This window comes from Dactylosporangium sp. NPDC051541 (assembly GCF_044454505.1).
Taxonomy (GTDB): Bacteria; Actinomycetota; Actinomycetes; order Mycobacteriales; family Micromonosporaceae; genus Dactylosporangium.
The window spans coordinates 453,411-473,120 of record NZ_JBITDU010000003.1; the positions used below are offsets into that span (position 1 = coordinate 453,411).

Consider the following 19,710-nt stretch of genomic DNA (forward strand, 5'->3'; position numbering starts at 1 on the left):
CAACCCAAGCGCTCCCCTCGCGAAAGCGGCATCGCAGTGGTCAGCAACCCGCGCACGTTCTGGCTCGCCATGCTCACCACGGCCGCGGCCCTCGGCGCCGCCGCCTGCATCGGGCCGGTCCTCGGCCTGGTCGCGGTCGCCGTCGCGGCCGGCGCGGCCGCCCTGCTGCACGCCGGGGCATTGATCCGCCTCGCGTTACGCATCCACCACGGGCGCAAGGACTTCGGTCCGTGCCGCGGCGCCGGCTTCCTGGGTATGGGTGCGCTGTTCACCGGGGCCGGGGTGCTGCTCACCGGCCTGCCGGGGCTCGACCCGGGCCCGGTCGCGGCCGTGACGACGCTGCTCGCGGCCCCGACGTACCTGCTCGGCCTCCTCCTGCTGCCCGGCACCGCGCCGACCCTCGCGGCCCGGCTGCGCCGCCTCCTCGACGGCGCCGGCATCGGCGTGAGCCTGTTCTACTGCGCGTGGGTCCTGGCGCTCGGCCGTGTCGTGGCCCCGGGCACCGGCCCCCTGCGCCTGGCCGTGGCCGCCACCGGGGCCGTGGCCGTCGCGGTCGCCGTCGTCACCGGCCTGCGCGCCGTCCGGCATCGTCCCGCGGCGCTGGGCTGCAGCGGCGGCGCGGTCCTTTCCATTGTTGGCGCCGATGGGTACTCCCTGTTGCTGCTCGGCCACGATCGCGCCTGGCCGCAGGCCCCCGCCGCGGTGACCGCCGGCCTCGTCCTGGCCGGCCTGGCCATGGTGGCGGGCCCGTTCCTCATCACCGCCGGTGCCCGCCGGGCCGGTGACGAGCCGACCCGCCCCGAGGCGTACGACGAGGACGGCACCCTCGCCGCCTATCCGCTGCTGATGGCGCCCGCGTTCCTGGCTGTCGCGGTGTCCGCCTTCCACCTGCTCACCGGCGGCCGCTTCGACCCCACCTCCGTCGCACTCGGCGTGGCCGCGCTCGCCGCCCTGGCCACCAGGGAACTGCTGGCGTCGCGCGACATTCGCCGATATGCCCGTACCCTCGCCGGTCGGGAAGCTCGTTTTCGCACGTTGGTGTCCGGCTCCTCCGATGTGACGATCGTGCTCGACGACGACCTCGTCGCCCGGTGGCAGAGCCCGGCCGCCGCGCGCCAGTTCGGCCTCTCCGACCAGGACGTCCTCGGCCGCGCCTTCACCGACCTGCTGCACCCGGACGACGCCGACCCCGTCGCGGGCGCCTTGCGCGACGTGCGGGCCGGTCGCCAGGACGTGCTGGTCCAGGCCCGCCTCCGGGACGGTTTCGGCCGCTGGCGGGAGACCGAGTCGACGGTGAGCGACCAGCGCACCGAGCCCGAGGTGGCCGGCCTCGTCGTGCACGTCCGTGACGTCGGCGACCGGGCCCAGCTCCAGCGCACCCTCGACGAGGTCACCTGGACCGACGACCAGACCGGCCTGGCCAACCGCCGCAAGTTCGTCGCCGCGGCGGGCGAGGCGGCTCGCGGCTCCCTGCTGGTCCTGGCGCTCGACCGCTTCGAAACGGTGGCCGACCTGCACGGCCAGAGCGTCGCCGGCGCCGTGCTCATCGAGGCCGCCCGCCGCCTGCGCACGTCGATCGCGCCCGCCGACCTCCCGGCCCGCCTGGGTGGCAACGCGTTCGCCGTCCTCACCGACGCGCCGCTGGTCCACGCCTTCGCCCTGGCCACCCGGCTGGCGACGGCCATCGCCGAGCCGTTCCACCTGCCCGGCCATACGGTGCACCTGTCCGCGGACGTGGGCGTGGCCGACCTGCGGGGCGCGACCGGCGCCGAGGAGGCGATCCGCCACGCCGACGTGGCCCGCCGCCGCGCCCAGCAGCTGTCCCGCTCCCGCGACGGCGGCCGCGTCGAGTGCTACGACAAGTCGTTCGAGGCGGCCCTGGTCCGCCGCACCGACATCGAGCAGCAGCTCCCCGGCGTCGTCGGCCGGGGCGAGCTGGACCTGGTCTTCCAGCCGATCGCCGACCTCGGCACCCGCCAGCCGGTCGGCGCCGAGGCCCTGCTGCGCTGGCGCCACCCGCGGCTCGGCAACGTCCCCCCGGCGGAGTTCCTCCCGATCGCCGAGGAGCTGGGCGGTGCCCTCCCGGAGGAGATCGCCGCCTGGGTACTGCACAGTGCCTGCCGCAACCTCTCCCGCTGGCGCCGCGACGGCCGGGACCTGTGGGTGTCGATCAACGTCTCCGCCCGCCAACTGGCCGCCGACGGCTGGCTCCGCACGGTCGCGACCGCCGTCGACACCCACGACATCCCGGCCGAGTCCCTCGTCATCGAGGTCACCGAGGCCGCCCTGCCCGACGACACCGTGGCCGTGGAGCAGCTGGCCGGCCTGCGCGCCCTGGGCGTCCGCACGGCCCTCGACCACTTCGGCACGGGCCCGACCGCCCTGGCCCACCTGCGCCGCCTCCCGATCGACGTGCTCAAGATCGACCAGTCGCTGTTCAACGAGCCCGCCGGCCGCCGCGGCCCGGCCACCCCGATCGTCGACGTGGTCGTGACCCTCGCCCGCCGCCTCGGCATCGACGTGATCGCGTGCGGCCTGGAGACGGAGTCCCACGTGGACGTGGTCCGAGCCGCCGGCTGCCCGCTCGGCCAGGGCTACATCCTCAGCCGACCGGACCACGCCGAGCACGTCGAGGCCTACCTGGAGCGCCACCGCACCCCGATGTTGTAGTCGCTGTCGCCTGCACACACCGCCTGCGGCCCCGCTGGCCTAGCGCGTCGTCGAGGTCGGCCCGCCGCCGCCGAGTCGCCGCGAGCACCGCAGCAAAGTGCGCCCGTTCATCGGCGTCGGCTGCTATCTGCCACTGCTCACATCTTTTCTCGAACGCCGGCCTTCCCTAGTGTGTGACTACGCCATGACGATGGGTGACAGGCCTTCGCTGTGCCATCAGCCTGCGGCCGGTCGATTTGGAGGCACCATGGGCGGTTCGATCACCGGCAAAGCCTTCAGTTTGAAGGATCTTTTCGAGAAGCCCTTCTACCGGATCGACTACTACCAGCGTGAATACGCGTGGTCGGCGGACGACGTCCGGACGCTGGTGAACGACCTCGTTGGCGCCTTCGAGGACGACTGGCAGGGTGGGCGGCGCCGCTGGCAACGCGCGGAACCGGACCGATTTTTCATGGGCCCGTTCGTCTACGTCGAAGAGGCCCGTGGCATCAGGTACCTCGTGGATGGACAGCAGCGGTTCACCACGCTGCATCTCTTGTTCCTGCACCTGCGTCGTATCGCCGAGTCGTATGGGCAGTCGACTGCGGTGGACAAGTTGAGCCGGGTGATCGGCGAGTTTCAGGGCAGTCGGCTTCGGTTCCGGATCGACATCGAGGAGCGACGGGAGTTCCTCGGGCGGCTGTACAAGGATGTCCGCTTCGAGGTCGACTCGGGCACGCCGATCTCTGTGCGGAACATGTCCTTCCGCAGTGAGCTGATCAAAGAACTGCTCGATCAGAGTCTCACTGCCGAATCGTGTTCGCCGTTTGTCGACTGGCTGTTGGGCGACGTCGTGTTGATCGGCATCAGAGCCGGCAACAAGGGCAGTGGCTTCAAGATCTTCGAGTCGATGAACGATCGCGGGGCTCGCCTCACATCGGCCGACCTCGTCAAGAGCTTCCTGATTTCGGAGGTTGGAGCCCACCAGGACGACCTCAACGAGCGCTGGCGCAAGATGCTCGCACGCGTCACAACTGACCGGGAGGACGCTGGCGCCCCAAAGGAGTTCCTGAAGGCCGCCCTGATCGCACACTATGCGTCGATGGGGGAGGAGAGCGGTAGCGACCTCCGCGAGATCGAGGAGGCGCTCAACATCTGGGTCCGCCGGAATGCGGAATCCCGCCTCGGTCTCAGGACGAGCGACGATTACTTCAGCTTCGTCGACAACCTCATCTACTTGTCGGAGCACTATGTCCGGTTCAAGAGGGCGCAGTCGAAGCCCTACTTGGAGGACAATCTAGAAGGCATCTACTACAACTCCGTGAACGGGTTGAGCAATCAATTGCATGTCGTGCTCGCGGCGGTGCGGCCGCGCGACACCGCCACAGATGCCAAGCGCAAGGCCCGCTTGGTCGCCAACTACCTGGACCGCCTCTATGTGTCCCGGATGCTCAACGACGAGCCTCTCGGCGTGCGTGACTTCGAGCCCGAGCTCAGGCGCCTCATCACCCTGCTTCGCCAGTGCGAGAACGAGCAGCAGGTCGCGAATGAATTGGCCGCCGCTCTTCCGGCGGAGGACTTCGAATCGATACATAATTTTCGTCTTCGCGGCAATAACAAGGGCCAGGTCCGTTACCTGCTCGCCCGCCTCACGTCCTTCGTCGAAAAGGGGTGCGGCAAGCGCGACATGAGCGCGGAATATCTGGGCGAGGATCGATCCTGGCAGGTCGAGCACCTCTGGCCGAATCATGCCGACTGGTATCGCGACGAGATTCCCGAGCCTGCGGACTTCGCCGTCCTCCGTTCGAGGATCGGGTCGCTCGTGCTGTTGCATCGTAAGGACAACGCCAGCCTGAACGACATGAGGTTCGATGAAAAGGTTGAGCGGTATGGGCGGCAGAACAATCTGACGGCCATCCTGAATGCGGGGCATCGCCGGAACAACACGTTCGTCCGCGACTTTCTCAAGGATGACGACCTTGGCGGGCACTTCCATGACTTCGGCCCGGACCCGAAGATGCAACAGGTCGTCCGGAGCCGGACTGAACTCTACCTGCGGTTGTGCCGGGCGATCTGGAACCCGGTCCGGCTCGGCTTCCCGCCCGTCGCCCAGCCGGAGCCGGAAGATCTCCCAATACGGGAGGCATTGCCGGAGCGTATTCGCCGCCGGCCGACGCCAAACTCGCGGACGGTCATCGCCCGACTGATGAAACGGGGGATTCTTCCGGACGGCGTTCAGCTCGTCGCGCAGACGAGCGACTACCGCGCCACCGTGGACGGAGATGGGATCATCTGGCTTCCGACGAGCGATGCCTTTGTCAGCCTGGATGAGGCGGGTAAAGCGGTGACCGGATCCGAGAAATGCGACGGTCTCGACTTCTGGCAGGTCCGTCAGCCGGATAACTCGTTGGTCTCCGTCAGGGCGGTCCGCGACAGAGCTCAAGCAGAAGGTCGTCTCAGCTCGAACCAACGACTTCGATAGGCCGCCGGACGCCGATCCCGAACGCATCGACCAAGTTGAACACGCCGTTGTGATATCCCGGTCAGGGTAGAAATCCGACATGTCGCGGCGCGGAGCGCCCGACATGTCGGGAAAGCCCAGCTCAGCGGCGGGCGTCGGGTGGCGGGGGTGTGCGCAGCGTGAGGATGAGGTCGAGGACCAGGGCGGTCCAGCCGGTCTGGTGGGCGGCGCCCAGGCCGGCGCCGGTGTCGCCGTGGAAGTACTCGTAGAACAGCAGCAGGTCGTGCCACTCGCCGTCGCGCTGGAAGAGCTCCACGTCGCCGAAGAACGGGCGGCGGCCCTGCTCGTCGTTGAGGAACAGTTTGACCAGGCGGTGGGACAGGTCGTCGGCGACCGTCGCGAGGGTGGCCATCTTGCCGCTCTTCGCCGGGTATTCCACCTGCAGGTCGTCGCCGAAGAACTCGGCGAAGCGGCGGACCGCCTCGATCAGGATGTAGTTGACGGGCATCCAGATCGGGCCGCGCCAGTTGGAGTTGCCGCCGAACAGGCCGCTGGTCGACTCGCCCGGCTCGTAGCCGACGGTGTAGGCGTGGTCGCCGAGGTACACCGTGAAGGGCTCCTCCTTGTGGGCTCTGGAAAGCGTCCGCAGGCCGTACGGTGAGAGGAACTCGTCCTCGTCGAGCATCCGCTGCAGGATGCGGATCAGCTGGTCCGGGCCGACCATCGACAGCAGGCGCAGCTGCTGGCCGCCGCGGCTCTTCTTCGCGCCGACCACGTCGCCGTATTCGGGCTTGTTGGTCAGGAACCAGCGCAGCCGGGCGGCCACGTCCGGCAGGCGGCGCAGCGTGGAGGAGCTGATGATCGTGGTCGCGGTCAGGGGAAGCAGGCCGACGACCGAGCGGACCTTCAGCGGGATCTGGTGGCCGTCGGCGGTGCGCAGGACGTCGTAGAAGAACGCCTCCTCCTCGTCCCACAGGCCGAACTCGTAGGCGGCGTCGGCGATGTAGGCGAAGTGCTCCAGGAACTTCGCGGCGATGTCCTCGTAGACCCGGTCGTGCACGGCCAGGGTCAGGGCCATGTCGAGGAGGTTGAGCGCGTACATCGCCATCCAGGCGGTGCCGTCGCTCTGCTCGAGGCGGCCGCCGACGGGCAGCGCGGCCGAGCGGTCGAACGGGCCGACGTTGTCCAGGCCGAGGAAGCCGCCCTCGAAGACGTTGTTGCCCTCGGCGTCCTTGCGGTTGACCCACCAGGTGAAGTTGAGCAGCAGCTTGTGCAGGACCCGGGCCAGGAAGTCGAAGTCGCGGGAGCCGTCGAGGACGAAGACGCGCAGCGCGGCCCAGGCGTGCACCGGCGGGTTGACGTCGCCGAACGCCCATTCGTAGGCGGGGATCTGGCCGTTGGGGTGCATGTACCACTCACGCAGGAGCAACAGCAGCTGCTCCTTGGCGAAACCGGGGTCGACGCGCGCGATGGCGACGCAGTGAAAGGCCAGATCCCAAGCGGCATACCAGGGGTACTCCCACGGGTCCGGCATCGACAGCACGTCGCAGCTGTTCATGTGCCACCAGTGGCTGTTGCGCCCGTAGCGGCGGCTGTCCGGGGGCGGCTCCGACACCGGGTCGCCCTGCAGCCAGCGGGCCACGTCGAAGTGGAAGAACTGTTTGCCCCACATGAGCCCGGCGACGGCCTGCCGGACGATCATCTTCTCCTCGTCGGTGGCGGCCGCGGGGACGAGGGCGTCGAAGTAGGCGTCGGCCTCGGCCCGGCGGCGGCCCATGGTCGACTCGAAGTCGGCCTTCAGGTCGGCCGGGGCGAGGTCCTTGGCGCCGGGCGCGTTCAGGTTGAGCCGCAGGCGGATCTCCCGGGTGCCGCCGGGCTCGACGGTCAGCCGGTAGTGCAGGGCGCCCTTGGTGCCGACGGCGTCCGGGTTGACGCTGTCGGTGCCGTGGATGATGTGGTCGCCGATGCCGTCCTTCGGGTACGGCTCGCCCTCCTTGCCCCAGATCCGCGGCCCGTTGGTCTCGTTGTTGCAGAAGAGCGGTCTGGGGGTACCGTCACCGGTCAGCGCCAGCCGCCCGAGCAGACGGTGCTCGGCCAGGAGGCCGTTGTCCTTGGCCCGGATCTCGGGGCGGTAGTCGCGGCCGGGCAGCCCCCAGGCCCACGTGTTGCGGAACCACAGGGTCGGCAGCACGTCCAGGGTCGCCTCGTCCGGCCCCATGTTCTTCACCGTGATGCGGATGCACATGTCGGTCGGGCCGGCCTTGGCGTAGTCGGCCTCGACCGCCCAGTAGCGGTCCTCGGCGAAGATGCCGGTGTCGGCGAGCTCGTACTCCGGCTCGTTACGCCCGCGCCGGCAGTTCTCGGCGACCAGGTCGTCGTAGGGGAACGCCTCCTGCGGGTAGTGGTAGCGCCACGTCATCCACGAGTGCGTCGGGGTGGAGTCGACGTACCACCAGTACTCCTTGACGTCCTCCCCGTGGTTGCCGAGGTCGCCGCCGAGGCCGAACATCCGCTCCTTGAGGATCGAGTCCTTGCCGTTCCACAGCGCGAGGGCGAAGGCGAACGTCTGCCGGTCGTCGCAGATCCCGGCCATGCCGTCCTCGTTCCACCGGTAGCACCGGGAACGGGCCTGGTCGTGCGGGAAGTAGTCCCAGGCATTGCCGTAGGGGCTGTAGTCCTCGCGGACCGTGCCCCAGGCCCGCTCGGACAGGTAGGGCCCCCAGCCCCGCCATGGGCGCTCCCCGCTGTCGGCTTCCGCGAGCCGTCGGCGCTCGGCGTTCCCATCGTCCTCGATCACGCGGCTATTCTCCGTCGTTCATGTTTCGGTCAAGTTGAGGCCGGCTGGGCCCGAGCCCATATGCGGCTTTCGTTCCTACACCACGATGCTCCTTGATCAATAATTTTGCGGGGACCCCCTCGTTGCCCGCCACCCGCAGCCACCAAGATTGTGCGCATGGTCATGTTCGGCGCGCAGGTATGTGGTGATTTGTCAGCCGGGGCGGCACGTGAGTGGCTCGTCCCGGATGGAACCGGCGGTTACGCCATGGGGACCGTCTCGGGACTGCGGACCCGGCGGTACCACGGGCTGCTCGTCGCGGCCGAGCCCGGGCAGCCGTCGCGGCGGCACCTGGCCCTGGCCGCCCTCGACCCGGTCGTCACGCTGCCGTCCCGGGCGCAGGTCGAGCTCGCGGTGCACGAGTGGGCCGGCGGCGCGATCAGCCCGGCGGGCCACACCCTGCTCGAACGCTTCGACCTGATCGACGGCCTGCCCCGGTGGCGCTGGCGGATCGGCCCGGTGGTGATCGAGCGCGAGCTGGCGATGGTCCACGGCCGCGCCCACCTCGGCGTCGTGCACCGGGTCGTCAGCGCGCCGGGCCCGGTGACGCTGTCCCTCAAAGCCCTCGTGACCTGGCGGGACGCGCACGGGGAACGCACCGCCGCGGGCCCGCCGCCGGTCGTGGAGGCGCACGGCACCGGGGCCGTGGTCGAGGGGAGCTTCCGGCTGCGGGGGCCGGGCTTCGAGCAGATTTCGCAGTGGTACCGCGATGCTCACGCGCGTGTCGAGTCCGACCGCGGCCTCCCGGCGTCGGAGGACCTGTGGTGCGCGGGCCGGTTCACGCAGACCCTCGAGCCGGGCGAGGCGATCGCGGTCGAGGCCTGGGCCGGCACCGGCGACGACGCCCGGGGCGCCGAGTGGATCGTCGAGCGGGCCCGGCGCCGCAACCGTTCCCTGACCCACGACGCCAGCGACGCGACGGACGCCGCCCTGGTCCTCGCGGCCGACGCTTTTGTTGTCGGGGGTACTGCCGGTGCGCCGGACGTCGTCGCCGGTTACCCGTGGTTCGGGGCGTGGTCGCGCGACACCATGACCGCCTACGAGGGGCTGTTCCTGGCCACCGGCTGGTACGACGAGGGCCGGGAGCTGCTGCGGAGCTATGCCGCCACCCTCGACGGCGGGATGCTGGCCAACACCGCCGACACCGGGCAGACCGAGCACAACACCGTCGACGCCACGCTCTGGTTCCTGCACGCGATCGAGCGGCATGTGGACGGTACCGGCGACGACGACCTCGCGGCCGAGGTCCTGCCCGCGCTCGACGAGGTCGTCGCGGCGCACCTGCGCGGCACCCGCTACGGCATCCGGGCCGACGGTGACGGGCTGATCACGCAGGGCGCTCCGGGCGTCGCGCTCACCTGGATGGACGCCCGGGTGGGGGAGATCCCGATCACACCGCGGGCCGGCAAGCCCGTCGAGGTGAACGCGTTGTGGATCAACGGGCTGGTCGCGATCATCGCCCTGAAGGAGCGCCTCGGACAGGATTCGGGGGCGCTGCCGGCGCTGCTGGACCGGGCCCGGGCGAGCTTCGAGCGCCGCTTCCCGATCGGGGGACCGTTGCACTCCGCAACCGGTCTGCAGGATGCAAGGCCCCTCTACGACGTGGTCGACGGCCCCGCCGGCGACGACCCCGCACTGCGGCCCAACCAGCTGCTGGCGTGGAGCCTTCCGCGCGGGCCGATGCGCGGACAGGCAGTACCCCCGGCGCTGTCTTCCCTGATCACACCCCTGGGGCCACGCAGTTTGGCGGTAGGCGAAGCGGCTTATGCCGGCGCCCACGCGGGCGGGCCGACCGAGCGGGACGCCGTCTATCACCAGGGCACCGTCTGGCCCTGGATGATCGGCCCATACGCCGATGCCCACTCGGCTGAATCTGCAAAAAATCACGGTGTGCTACTGGAAGGTATCGAAGCGCATCTGTGGGAATGGGGTGTAGGTTCGGTCAGCGAGACCGCCGACGGGGACGCACCGCACCGAGCCACGGGATGCCCATTTCAGGCCTGGTCGGTCGCGGAGGTCCTACGCGTTCGAAGGAATGTCGGCTGACCGTTACACCCTAGAAATGAGATTTGCCGCCGCGGTAACCCTGGCGGGGCAGGATGAGGTCTCAACCCACCCAACAGCTCACACGCAGGGGCGAGAGCGCGTGTGTATATCAGGCTGCCGTGGGTACATGGGCGAGCGTTTTGATCAAAAACATTTGTGGGGGCGGCCACGTGAACAAGACCGGCGGGATTGCCAACCGGCTACCGATGCGCATTCTGATGTTGTCGTGGGAGTATCCGCCGGTCGTGGTCGGCGGGCTCGGGCGGCACGTGCACGCCCTCGCGACGTCCCTGGTGGCGGCCGGCAACGAGGTGACGGTGGTGACGCGGCACGCGCCCGGCGCACCCCTGGAGGAGTATTCGGAGGGCGTGCGGATCGTCCGCGCGGCCGAGGACCCGCCGCTGTTCCCCCTGGCCACTTCGACGCTGCTGGCCTGGACGATGGCGTTCAACCACACGCTGACCCGGGCCGCGCTGCGGGCCGCCGCGACCGGCGAGTACGACGTGATCCACGCCCACGACTGGCTGGTCACGCACACGGCGGTCACCCTCAAGGAGAGCCTCGACCGGCCGCTCGTCGCCACGATCCACGCCACCGAGGCCGGCCGGCACCAGGGCTGGCTGCCCGACGAGATGAACAAGTGCATCCACTCCGTCGAGTGGTGGCTCGGGCACGAGGCCTGCCGGGTCATCGTCTGCTCCGAGTACATGCGCTGGGAGGTGACCCGCCTGCTCGACCTCGCGCCCACCCGGGTGTCGGTCGTCGCCAACGGGGTCGACGCCAGCGTGTGGCGGGCGCCGTCGCGGGCGGTCAACGCGGCCCGGGCCCGATTCGCGGGCGAGGGACCCCTGCTCGGGTACGCCGGCCGCCTCGTCTACGAGAAAGGCGTCCAGGACCTCATCCACGCTCTGCCCGAGCTGCGGGCCCGGCACAACGGGCTGCGCGTCGTCATCGCCGGCGACGGCCCCCATAAGGGTGAACTGCTCGAAGAAGTCCGGCGGCTGAAACTCCAGCGCGCGGTCAGCTTCGCCGGGTTCATGGGCGAGGGGGAGCTGCCCGCGCTCATGGCCGCCACCGACGCGCTCGTCGTGCCCAGCATCTACGAGCCGTTCGGCATGGTCGCCCTCGAGGGCGCCTCCGCCGGCGCGCCGCTCGCGGTCGCCGCGACCGGCGGCCTGGCCGAGATCGTCGAGCCCGGCGTCACCGGCGTCACGTTCCCGGCCAAGACCCCCGACGCGCTCGCCGCCTCGGTCGGCACGCTGCTGGAGGACGAGCCGTTCGCCCGCCGCGTCGCCAAGCAGGCCCGGTCGATGGTGTCCGAGCGCTACGGCTGGTCGACGATCGCCAACGACACCGCCGACGTCTACGGCACCGCGATCGGCGAGGCGCCCGGGTTCGCGGCGAAGCAGGCCGCCGCATTCCTCGAGAACGGCCGCCCGCAGATCGTCGTCCCGGACGGCAATTTGCTGACGATGTAAGGACCGCGCCCGTATTCATCCGGTTTCTGCGCACCCCGGCGAAGCAATTTGCCGGGGTGTTGTCATGAACTGCGTCATTTTGGGTCTCGCCATGCCGTTCCGCTCCCGGTACGGTTTCCCAGGAACAACGACCGGAATCGATCAGGACGGCAACTGGGTTGAGCGGCAGCGCCGACGAGGTACTCGGCAACAGGTACCGGTTGATCGCACCCGTCGGCAGTGGCGGTATGGCGGTCGTCTGGCGTGCCCGGGATCTCGTCCTCGATCGAGACGTGGCGGTCAAGCTCCTCGCCGGGGAGCTGGCCAACAAGCCCGGCAACCGCGAGCGGATCCGCTCCGAGGCCCAGGTCGTCGCCCGCCTGCAGCACCCCAACATCACCGCCGTGCACGACTACGGCGAGGCCGGGGACGCCACCGCCGGGCGCAACGGCCGCCGCCCCTACGTCGTCATGGAGCTCCTCGAGGGCGAGCTGCTCTCCGAGCGGCTGCGCAGCGGCCCGATGTCCTGGCGCCGGGCCACCCAGATCTGCGCCCAGGTCGCCGCCGGCCTCGCCGCCGCGCACGAGAGCGGCGTCGTGCACCGCGACATCAAGCCCAGCAACGTCATGCTCGTCGCGTCCGGCGCGAAGATCCTGGACTTCGGCGTGGCCGGTCTGGCCGGCTCGTTCGACCCCGACGACGAGCGCGACGGCACCGTCTTCGGCACCCCGGCCTACCTGGCCCCGGAGCGCCTCCTCGGCGGCGGCGTGGTCTCCGCCACCGACGTCTACACCGTCGGGCTGCTGGCCTACCGCTGCCTCACCGACCGGCTGCCCTGGCACGCGGACACCCCGACGCAGATGATCGCCAATCACGTCTACGAGCCGCCCAACCCGCTGCCCGACATCCCCGGCATGCCCGCCGAGGTGGCCCGGCTCATCACGCGCTGCCTGGCCAAGGACCCCGACAGCCGCCCGTCCGCGGCCGAGGTGGCCCGCATCCTGGCCGCCGCCACCGGCATCCACGTCGTGCTCCCCGGCGAGGACGGCTCGGCCACCCAGGAGGTGCACCCGCCGCCGCCGAACGAGATCACCCCGCAGTTCCGGCGGGCCGACTTAACCCGCCGGGCCGCCGGCGGGAGCCACCACCGGCCCCCGAGCCGAGCCGCCCGGCGCACCTGGACCGCGGTCATCGCCGCCATCGCCGTGGCCGGCGCCACCACCGGCATGATCATCTGGAAGCCGTGGGCGCCCAAGCCGGCGTGCAACGTCGACTTCTACATCCACCCGCAGTACAGCCCCGCCCACGAGCGCGCCTTCGAGGCTCGCGTTACTGTTGCCAACATCGGCAACCGCACGCTCGACCCCTGGTATCTGAGCTTCCTCTTCCGAGGCGGCCAGCAGGTCGAGCGCGTCGACGGCGTCGGCTCCTACGACCCCGGCGTCGGCGGGCCGAAAGTCACCGGCCAGTCCCCGCTCCCGCCCGGCAAGGCGGTCACGTTCGGCGTCTGGGGCTACGGCGGGCGCCCCCAGCCCCCGAGCGACTTCGTGCTCAACGAGACCGCCTGCAACCTGCGCGTCGCCCAGCGCGGCCCCGAGGAGCAGCTCCCGGCGATCACCGAGGTCGTCGACGCGCCCCCGGAGCCGTCCCGCCCGCCGGCCGGCCAGCCGCAGGGGCCGGGCCCCGGCGGAGGCGGCGGCGACCCGAACAACCAAGGCCCGCCGCCCGAGGACGACCCGAACAACCCGAACCCCCGCCCGAGCCGGGGCAGCCAGACCCCGCCGGCCTACCTGCAGTCCGGCAACCCGCCCGCGCAGCGCACCCGCCGCCGGCGGCATGCCTGACGTCAAGAGCCCCGTCGGCTTCGTGTTCGGCGGCGGGGGCGTGCTCGGCGCGTACGAGGTCGGGATGGTCCGCGCCGTCCTGCACCACGGCATCCGCCCCGACTTCGTCATCGGCACCTCGATCGGGGCGCTCAACGGCGCCGCCGTCGCCGCGTCCCCCGACGAGCGGGTCGCCGAGCGGCTCACCGAGATGTGGGCGTCGCCGCAGGCCCGCACCGTCTACGGCGACTCCCTGCCCAAGCAGCTCGGCCGGTTCGCCCGCAACACCCACCTGCACTCACCGGCCCCGCTGCGCCGGATGCTGGAACTGCACCTGGGCGCGGACACCACGTTCGCCGACCTGCGGGTCCCGTTCCAGTGCTGCGCGGCCAGCATCGAACGCGCCGCCGAACACTGGTTCTCGTCCGGCCCGCTGATCGACGCCGTGCTCGCATCCTCCGCCGTGCCGGGGCTGCTCCCGCCAGTACACCTGGGGCAGGAGCATTTCATCGACGGTGGCATCGTCAACTCCGTGCCCGTCGGGCGGGCGGTCGCGCTCGGCGCCCGGACCGTGTTCGTCATGCAGGTCGGCCGGGTCGAGCGGCCCCTGCGCCCGCCGCGCCGCCCCTGGGAGGTCGCCCAGGTCGCCTTCGAGGTCGCGCGCCGGCACCGGTTCGCCCGCGAGCTGCGGGAAACCCCGGACGACGTGACCGTGCACGTCCTGCCCACCGGCGGTGGGTCCGCCAAGGACGACTCCCCGCTCTCCTACCGCAAGATCGAGCTGGCCCGCGGCCGCATCGAACGGGCCTTCGAGGCGACCTGCGCCTACCTCGAGGCGCTGGACTAGGGTCTGGTTTCTTCGATGCCACCCCGCTGGATCCGCCGCCTGATCATCACCCCCGTCGCCCTCGTCGTCATCGTCGCGGTGCTGGTCACGATGCCGGTCTGGCTCCTGCTGGCGGCCGCGCTGAGCCCCCTGGGCTCCGGCCGCCTGCGCGCGCTGCGGGTGACGTGGATGATCGCGGTATACCTCCTCATGGAAGCGGTGGCGCTGGTCGTCCTCTTCGCCCTGTGGGTCGCCAGCGGCTTCGGCTGGCGGCTGCGCGGCCCACGGTTCCAACGCATGCACTACGTCTTCATCGGCACGATCCTGAGGATCCTCTTCCACCAGGCGCGATTCGCGCTGCGGGTCAAGGTCGCCGTCGTCGGCACCGACCCCGACGTCGCCGCCCCCGGCCAGCCCGAGCTCGTCTTCTCCCGCCACGCCGGCCCCGGCGACTCCTTCCTGCTGATCCACGCCCTGGTCAACTGGTTCGACCGCGAGCCCAGAATCGTGCTCAAGGCGACGCTGCAGTGGGACCCGGTGATCGACGTCCTGCTCAACCGCCTCCCCAACCACTTCGTGGCCGTCGCCGCCGGCAGCGAGGAACGCATCGGCGAACTCTCCACCGGCCTCGACGAGAACGACGTCCTCGTCCTCTTCCCGGAGGGCGGCAACTTCACCCCGAGCCGCCGCGTCCGCGCCATCCAACGCCTGCGCGACCTGGGCCTGACCTCAATGGCCGAACGAGCCGAACGGATGCGCCACGTCCTGGCCCCCCGCCCCGGCGGCACCCTGGCCGCCCTGGACGCCGCCCCCGAGGCCGGCGTGATCTGGGTGGCCCACACCGGCCTGGACAATCTCCTGACCGTCGGCGACGTCTGGTCCCACCTACCCCTGGACCTGACGATCACGATGCGCTGGTGGTCGGTCGAACCGGACGAAATCCCGGCCGGCGAAGAGGAACGCGTCGAGTGGCTCTACGAGTGGTGGGCCAGAATCGACGACTGGATCGATCACCACAACCCCTGAACGGGCATCCGCCGGTTTCCGCGGCCCGGTCGGTGATCAGGGCGAACCGGCCGTGGGGGAGAATGGCCCGATGCGATTCGGCGTACTGGGCACGGGACACTGGGCGACGGTCACGCAGGCGGCGGCCCTCGCGACGCACCCGTCGGCGACGCTGGCCGGTGTCTGGGGGCGCAGCGCCGACAAGGCCAAGGACCTGGCCTCGCGCTACGGCGTGCCCGCCTACGCCGACGTCGATGAGCTGTTCAACGAGGTCGACGCGGTCGCGATCGCGTTGCCCCCGGACGTGCAGGCGCCCCTCGCGGTCCGGGCGGCGCGGGCCGGCAAGCACCTGCTGCTGGACAAGCCTGTCGCCCTGGCCCCGGCCGCCGCCGACGAGGTGGTCGCGGCCGCCGAAGCCGCGGGGGTGGCCACCGTCGTGTTCTTCACGAACCGCTTCGTCCCGTCGATCGAACGTTTCCTGAGCACGAACGCCGAGCTCGGCGGCTGGTATGCGGCCCACGGCACCATGTACACGTCGATCTTCCGGCCCGGCAACCCATACGCCGGGTCGGCCTGGCGCAAGCAGCACGGCGGCCTGTGGGATTTGGGCCCGCACGCTCTTTCGGTGATACTCCCACTGCTCGGCCCCGTCATCGACCTCTCCGCCGCCGAGGGCCCCCGCGACACGGCCCACCTGCTGCTGCGTCACGAGAACGGCGCGGCCAGCACCCTCTCCCTGACGATCGACGCCGCGCCGGACGCGTCGAGCTTCGGCTTCGCATACTTCGGCGAGCACGGCGCGACGACCCTTCCGGCCTGGGACGCCAACCAGGTCGAGGCCTTCGGCAGCGCGGTGGACGCCGTGATGGAAGCCGCCGCGACCGGCACGCCGCACGCCTGCGACGCCAAGTTCGGCGCTCGGGTGACCCACATCCTCGCCGCCGCCGAACAGGCCCGCACGACGTCGACGATCGTCCCCGTCTGAACGGGCGGGAGCGCGCCGCACAGCGTTGCCGCGGGCCCTCCGGAAACCGTCACCGCATCCGCCCCATCGCGGCGCGGATCCGGCCGAGGTCGCGGAGCCGCCGCTCGTACGTCACCGCGAAGCCGACGAGCAGCGCCCCGGCCAGGGCGAGCGGGGCCCACCGCGGCAGGTAGTCCCAGAACAGCAGTACCTCGTGCCAGGCGAGCACCGCGAGCACGACGCCGCCGGCCGCGATCGGCGCCTTGAGCCGGAACCGCGCCCCCGCGAGCACCACCGCGACCGCCGCCGCGCCGAGCAGCAGCCGCCGCACGGGCTCCCCGTCGAGCGCCGTGACCAGAGCCAGACTCGGCAGGAAGCCGAACAGCAGCGCCGGCCCGAACGCCACCCAGCTGGTCAGCGTGGCACTGCGCCGGGCCGCGAACCATCCGGCGGCGAGCGCGGCCAGCGCGACCGGCACCGTGTACGCCTCGGTCACCGACACCGCCCGCGACGCCAGCACCAGCTCGTAGGCGACGAGCTCGGCGAGCACCGCGCCCACCGCATAGCCGGTGCGCGGCGGCCCGGACAGGGCCCGGAGCCCGAGCGCGACACCCCAGAGCCCCGCGACACCGGCCCCGGCCGCGAGATCGGCCACGGCCAGCAGGAACGCCACCACGGCGACGGCGTGCGCGACGGCGTCGAGCACCCGCCCCTCGCCCGTGCGGGACATGGCGGCCGGCCGGGACGGTTCGCCGGGGTTGGCCGCGCCGCGCCGCACGAGGTGACCACCGGCGAGCGCGAGCCCGGCCACGGCGAGCACCAGGTACGCCGTGGTCCGCAGCGGCAGGTCCGCCGCCTGCCCGGCCGCGAACGCCAGCCACCCGCCGGCGGCCCCCGCGACCAGCCAGGCGATCACCCGCGCCGCGACCGCCCGCCCGGCGATCCCGACCACGATCCCGGCCGCGACGATGAGGCCGAGGCCGGCGATCGTCGACCAGGACGCGGCCAGGCACCCCGCCAGCCCGGGAACGATGCCGAACCAGCCGGTGACCGCCCCGACCGCGGTGCCCGGCGACGGCTTGCGCAGCCCGGCCCCGAGCGCGGTGACCAGCCCGCCGGCCAGCGTGACGGCCGGCACGACCGGCCACGGCGCCCCGATCGCCACGCACCCGAGCACCGATCCGAGCAGCACCGGCGGCGCGGCCAGCGTCCAGCGCGACCACCCGAACCGCCCGGCGACCAGCACCGCGAGCACCGCCAGCACCGCGAGGGTCACGGCCGAGGCCCCAGCCCCGAGCGCCGGCGGTTGCCGCTCCCACCAGGCCGTGCCGTCCGGCCCCAGCCCGACCCCGCCCGGCGCCCCCGCCCAGACCGACCCGAGCCAGCTCAGCGGCCGCAGCAGCGCCTCGAGCACCGCCGGCAGCAGCGACGCCGCCACGGCCAGCACCGGGACGACCGCGGCGACGACGTGCCTCGTACCGGCTCCGCTGCCCTCAGCCCGCCACCCGGACAAGTCACGGCCCGGCGTCGATGGGCCGGCCGGTGGGCGGAAGGCGCGGGCCGCGAGCCAGGTCGCGAGGAGGACGGCGGCACCGTACGGGCCGAACCAGGTGACCCCGCCGTTGGCCGCCGACTGGGCCAGGGCCGCAATCGTCACGCCGGCACCGGCCGTGGCGGTGGCGATGGTGCCCACGTTCCAGGCCCGGTTGCGCAGGACGATCGCCGCCGTCACGACCAGGGCGAGCCCGGCGGTCGCGCCGGCGAGGGCGGGCGGCAACGGGCCGGAGGTCGCGGTCCCGAGCGACGGCAGCCGGAACGCGGCCGCCCCCAGCACCGGCAGGGACAGCAGCGCCACGACGGCGGCCGGGAGGCTCACACCGCGAACGTCCACCCGGACCGCGACCAACGCCGACAGCGCGCCGAGCACGGCATACGAGACGAGCGTCGCGGCCGGCGTGACCAGGCCGGCGATGGCCAGGTGCGCGCCGACGAGCGGCATGGCCACGAGCGCGATCGCACCGTGGCCGAACGCCGCGGCCGTGGCTGGCGGTGCGGCGTCGACCGGCCGCCGGACCACGACCACGGCCATGACCACCAGGGCGGCGGCGTCCGCGATGACGGCCGTGGCCGGGCTGCTCGCGGTGAAGGCGGCCGGAGCGGCGAACGTCAGGAGCAGCAGTGCCGTCCACGGTACGGCCCGATGGCGCACAGCCAGCCAAAAGGCCACGGCCAGGATGGTCAGGGCGGCCGGCTCCGGCCAGCTGAACAGGCGGCCGGCCGCGGCCGGGACCGGGTGCCACGGCGGCAGAGCGTGCAGGGCGGAGCGGACGGCGGCCAGCAGGGCGAACGCGACGTACGGGGCGGCGAACACCGCGGTCACCACCAGCGCGCCGATCCGGGTGCCGCGGCGGAAACGCTCCGGGATCACGGACGCCGCGGCCACGAACAGCAGCGCCAGCACGGCGAACGCCGCGTAGCGCTGCTGCGGGAACACCTCCGCGACCAGCCGCGCACCGGCCAGGGCCAGGATGCCGGTCGCGACTCCGGCCGCCGGGTGGGTGGTGGCCGGGTGCATCGCCCCGGCCGCTACGACCAGCGCGGCCAGCAGGACCATGACGGCCGCGATCCGCAGCGCGGCCGCCACGCCGTCCACAGTGGCCAGTGCGTGCAGCGCGGGCGGCAGCGTGGCGAGCACGGCGGCGCCGGCGGCGAACCAGGCGACCGGCTCCACGGTGCGGGCCAGCAGCAGGCCGATCGCGGCGACACCGACGAACACCAGCGCCCAGCCGGTCGCGCCGAAACCGCGGTGCAGCGCGAGCAGCGGGAGTACCGGCTGGATCGCGAGGACGGCGGCCAGGCGGGGGGCCCGCAGCCGGGTCAGCGCCGCGTAGGCGCCGGCGATACCGGCGGTGACGGTGAACGTGAGGCCCGCGTAGGTCGTGGGGATCGTGGCGCCCGCGAGCCCGGCGAGGTTGACGTACCAGGCGGCGTATCCGTCCAGGGCGACCAGCAGGATGCCGAGCGCGGCGAACGTCTCCGCCGTGGCCCGCAGCCCGCGGCGCTGCACCAGCGGCGGCACGGCCAGGGTCAGCAGCGTGATGACGGCGAGGATGGCCGCCCGCCCGAGCACACCGAAGCTGGCCCACGCGACCGCGGTGAACACGATCGCCGCCGCGCCGAGCAGCAGACCGCCGAGAATGAACAGCAGGTTCTGCACGGTCCGCGGCTCCGCCTCCGGCCGCCGCTCAAAACCACCGTCCACCGGCATCGCGGCCGGCGTCGCCACCGGCACCGCTACGGCCGGCACCGGCACCGCCACCGGCATCGCGGCCTGGCCGGGTGCGGGGGTGGACGGTGTCGGGGGAGGGAGCGCTGGGGTGCGGGTGGCGGCGGTGGCGACCGCCGCCTTGATGCGGGCGGCGAGCAGGTTGCGCCTCGACACGGCCTCGTTGTAGCGCAGCACCGCGGAGCCGAGGCGGGTGCGGGCCGCTTCGACCTCGGAGTACAGCTGCCGGGTCTCCCCGTTGAGGCGGACGACCTCGGCGGCGTCGGGGAAGGGCGGCCGCCCGCAGCCGCCGCAGCCGGACTCCAGCCCGGCCGGCGCGCCGCAGAACGGACACGGATAGCTCACCATGCCAGTCAG

At 71.9% G+C, this 19,710-nt stretch carries 10 protein-coding genes; 8 read left to right on the plus strand and 2 right to left on the minus strand.

The window, feature by feature from the left end:
• Positions 1–36 precede the first annotated feature (36 nt).
• Entirely contained in the window at positions 37–2,670 is a 2,634-nt protein-coding gene (locus tag ACIA8L_RS16215; protein ID WP_395905005.1) for a putative bifunctional diguanylate cyclase/phosphodiesterase, read from the plus strand.
• A 247-nt stretch (positions 2,671–2,917) separates the two neighbouring features.
• Positions 2,918–5,131 (plus strand): DUF262 domain-containing protein, encoded by a 2,214-nt coding sequence (locus ACIA8L_RS16220; RefSeq protein WP_395905007.1) that lies wholly within the window; start codon positions 2,918–2,920, stop codon positions 5,129–5,131.
• A gap of 121 nt (positions 5,132–5,252) precedes the next feature.
• Here the strand turns inward: ACIA8L_RS16220 and ACIA8L_RS16225 are convergent, their stop codons facing one another.
• Positions 5,253–7,907 carry an MGH1-like glycoside hydrolase domain-containing protein gene (locus ACIA8L_RS16225; protein WP_395905009.1) on the minus strand — a complete coding sequence of 885 codons (2,655 nt, stop codon included), beginning with the start codon at positions 7,905–7,907 and terminating at the stop codon, positions 5,253–5,255.
• Positions 7,908–8,063: 156 nt separating this feature from the next.
• Here ACIA8L_RS16225 and ACIA8L_RS16230 point away from each other — a divergent pair, with 156 nt between their 5' ends.
• The 6 genes from ACIA8L_RS16230 to ACIA8L_RS16255 all read left to right on the plus strand — a co-directional run bounded on the left by ACIA8L_RS16230 (position 8,064) and on the right by ACIA8L_RS16255 (position 16,088).
• Complete coding sequence (locus tag ACIA8L_RS16230) at positions 8,064–9,992, plus strand: amylo-alpha-1,6-glucosidase (protein ID WP_395905011.1); 1,929 nt, start codon at positions 8,064–8,066, stop codon at positions 9,990–9,992.
• Between the two features lie 206 nt (positions 9,993–10,198).
• Complete coding sequence (locus ACIA8L_RS16235; RefSeq protein ID WP_395905013.1) at positions 10,199–11,470, plus strand: glycosyltransferase family 4 protein; 1,272 nt, start codon at positions 10,199–10,201, stop codon at positions 11,468–11,470.
• A gap of 200 nt (positions 11,471–11,670) precedes the next feature.
• Entirely contained in the window at positions 11,671–13,293 is a 1,623-nt protein-coding gene (locus ACIA8L_RS16240; protein WP_395905015.1) for a protein kinase, read from the plus strand.
• Entirely contained in the window at positions 13,286–14,119 is an 834-nt protein-coding gene (locus ACIA8L_RS16245; RefSeq protein ID WP_395905017.1) for a patatin-like phospholipase family protein, read from the plus strand. The genes ACIA8L_RS16240 and ACIA8L_RS16245 overlap by 8 nt, the downstream gene beginning before the upstream one ends.
• A 15-nt stretch (positions 14,120–14,134) precedes the next feature.
• Positions 14,135–15,124, plus strand: coding sequence for a 1-acyl-sn-glycerol-3-phosphate acyltransferase (locus ACIA8L_RS16250; RefSeq protein WP_395905019.1), 990 nt, complete (start codon positions 14,135–14,137; stop codon positions 15,122–15,124).
• A 70-nt stretch (positions 15,125–15,194) separates the two neighbouring features.
• Positions 15,195–16,088: a Gfo/Idh/MocA family protein gene (locus tag ACIA8L_RS16255; RefSeq protein ID WP_395905021.1), complete on the plus strand. Its 894-nt coding sequence runs from the start codon at positions 15,195–15,197 to the stop codon at positions 16,086–16,088.
• Positions 16,089–16,137: 49 nt separating this feature from the next.
• Here the strand turns inward: ACIA8L_RS16255 and ACIA8L_RS16260 are convergent, their stop codons facing one another.
• Complete coding sequence (locus tag ACIA8L_RS16260; protein WP_395905023.1) at positions 16,138–19,701, minus strand: SCO7613 C-terminal domain-containing membrane protein; 3,564 nt, start codon at positions 19,699–19,701, stop codon at positions 16,138–16,140.
• Between the last annotated feature and the right edge of the window lie 9 nt (positions 19,702–19,710).

Coding starts and splice junctions, on each gene's coding strand:
- ACIA8L_RS16260 (WP_395905023.1), bottom strand. CDS start 19,701: ATGGTGAGCTATCCGTGTCCGTTCTGCGGCGCGCCGGCCGGGCTGGAG.
- ACIA8L_RS16250 (WP_395905019.1), top strand. CDS start 14,135: ATGCCACCCCGCTGGATCCGCCGCCTGATCATCACCCCCGTCGCCCTC.
- ACIA8L_RS16235 (WP_395905013.1), top strand. CDS start 10,199: ATGCGCATTCTGATGTTGTCGTGGGAGTATCCGCCGGTCGTGGTCGGC.
- ACIA8L_RS16220 (WP_395905007.1), top strand. CDS start 2,918: ATGGGCGGTTCGATCACCGGCAAAGCCTTCAGTTTGAAGGATCTTTTC.
- ACIA8L_RS16255 (WP_395905021.1), top strand. CDS start 15,195: ATGCGATTCGGCGTACTGGGCACGGGACACTGGGCGACGGTCACGCAG.
- ACIA8L_RS16230 (WP_395905011.1), top strand. CDS start 8,064: ATGGTCATGTTCGGCGCGCAGGTATGTGGTGATTTGTCAGCCGGGGCG.
- ACIA8L_RS16245 (WP_395905017.1), top strand. CDS start 13,286: ATGCCTGACGTCAAGAGCCCCGTCGGCTTCGTGTTCGGCGGCGGGGGC.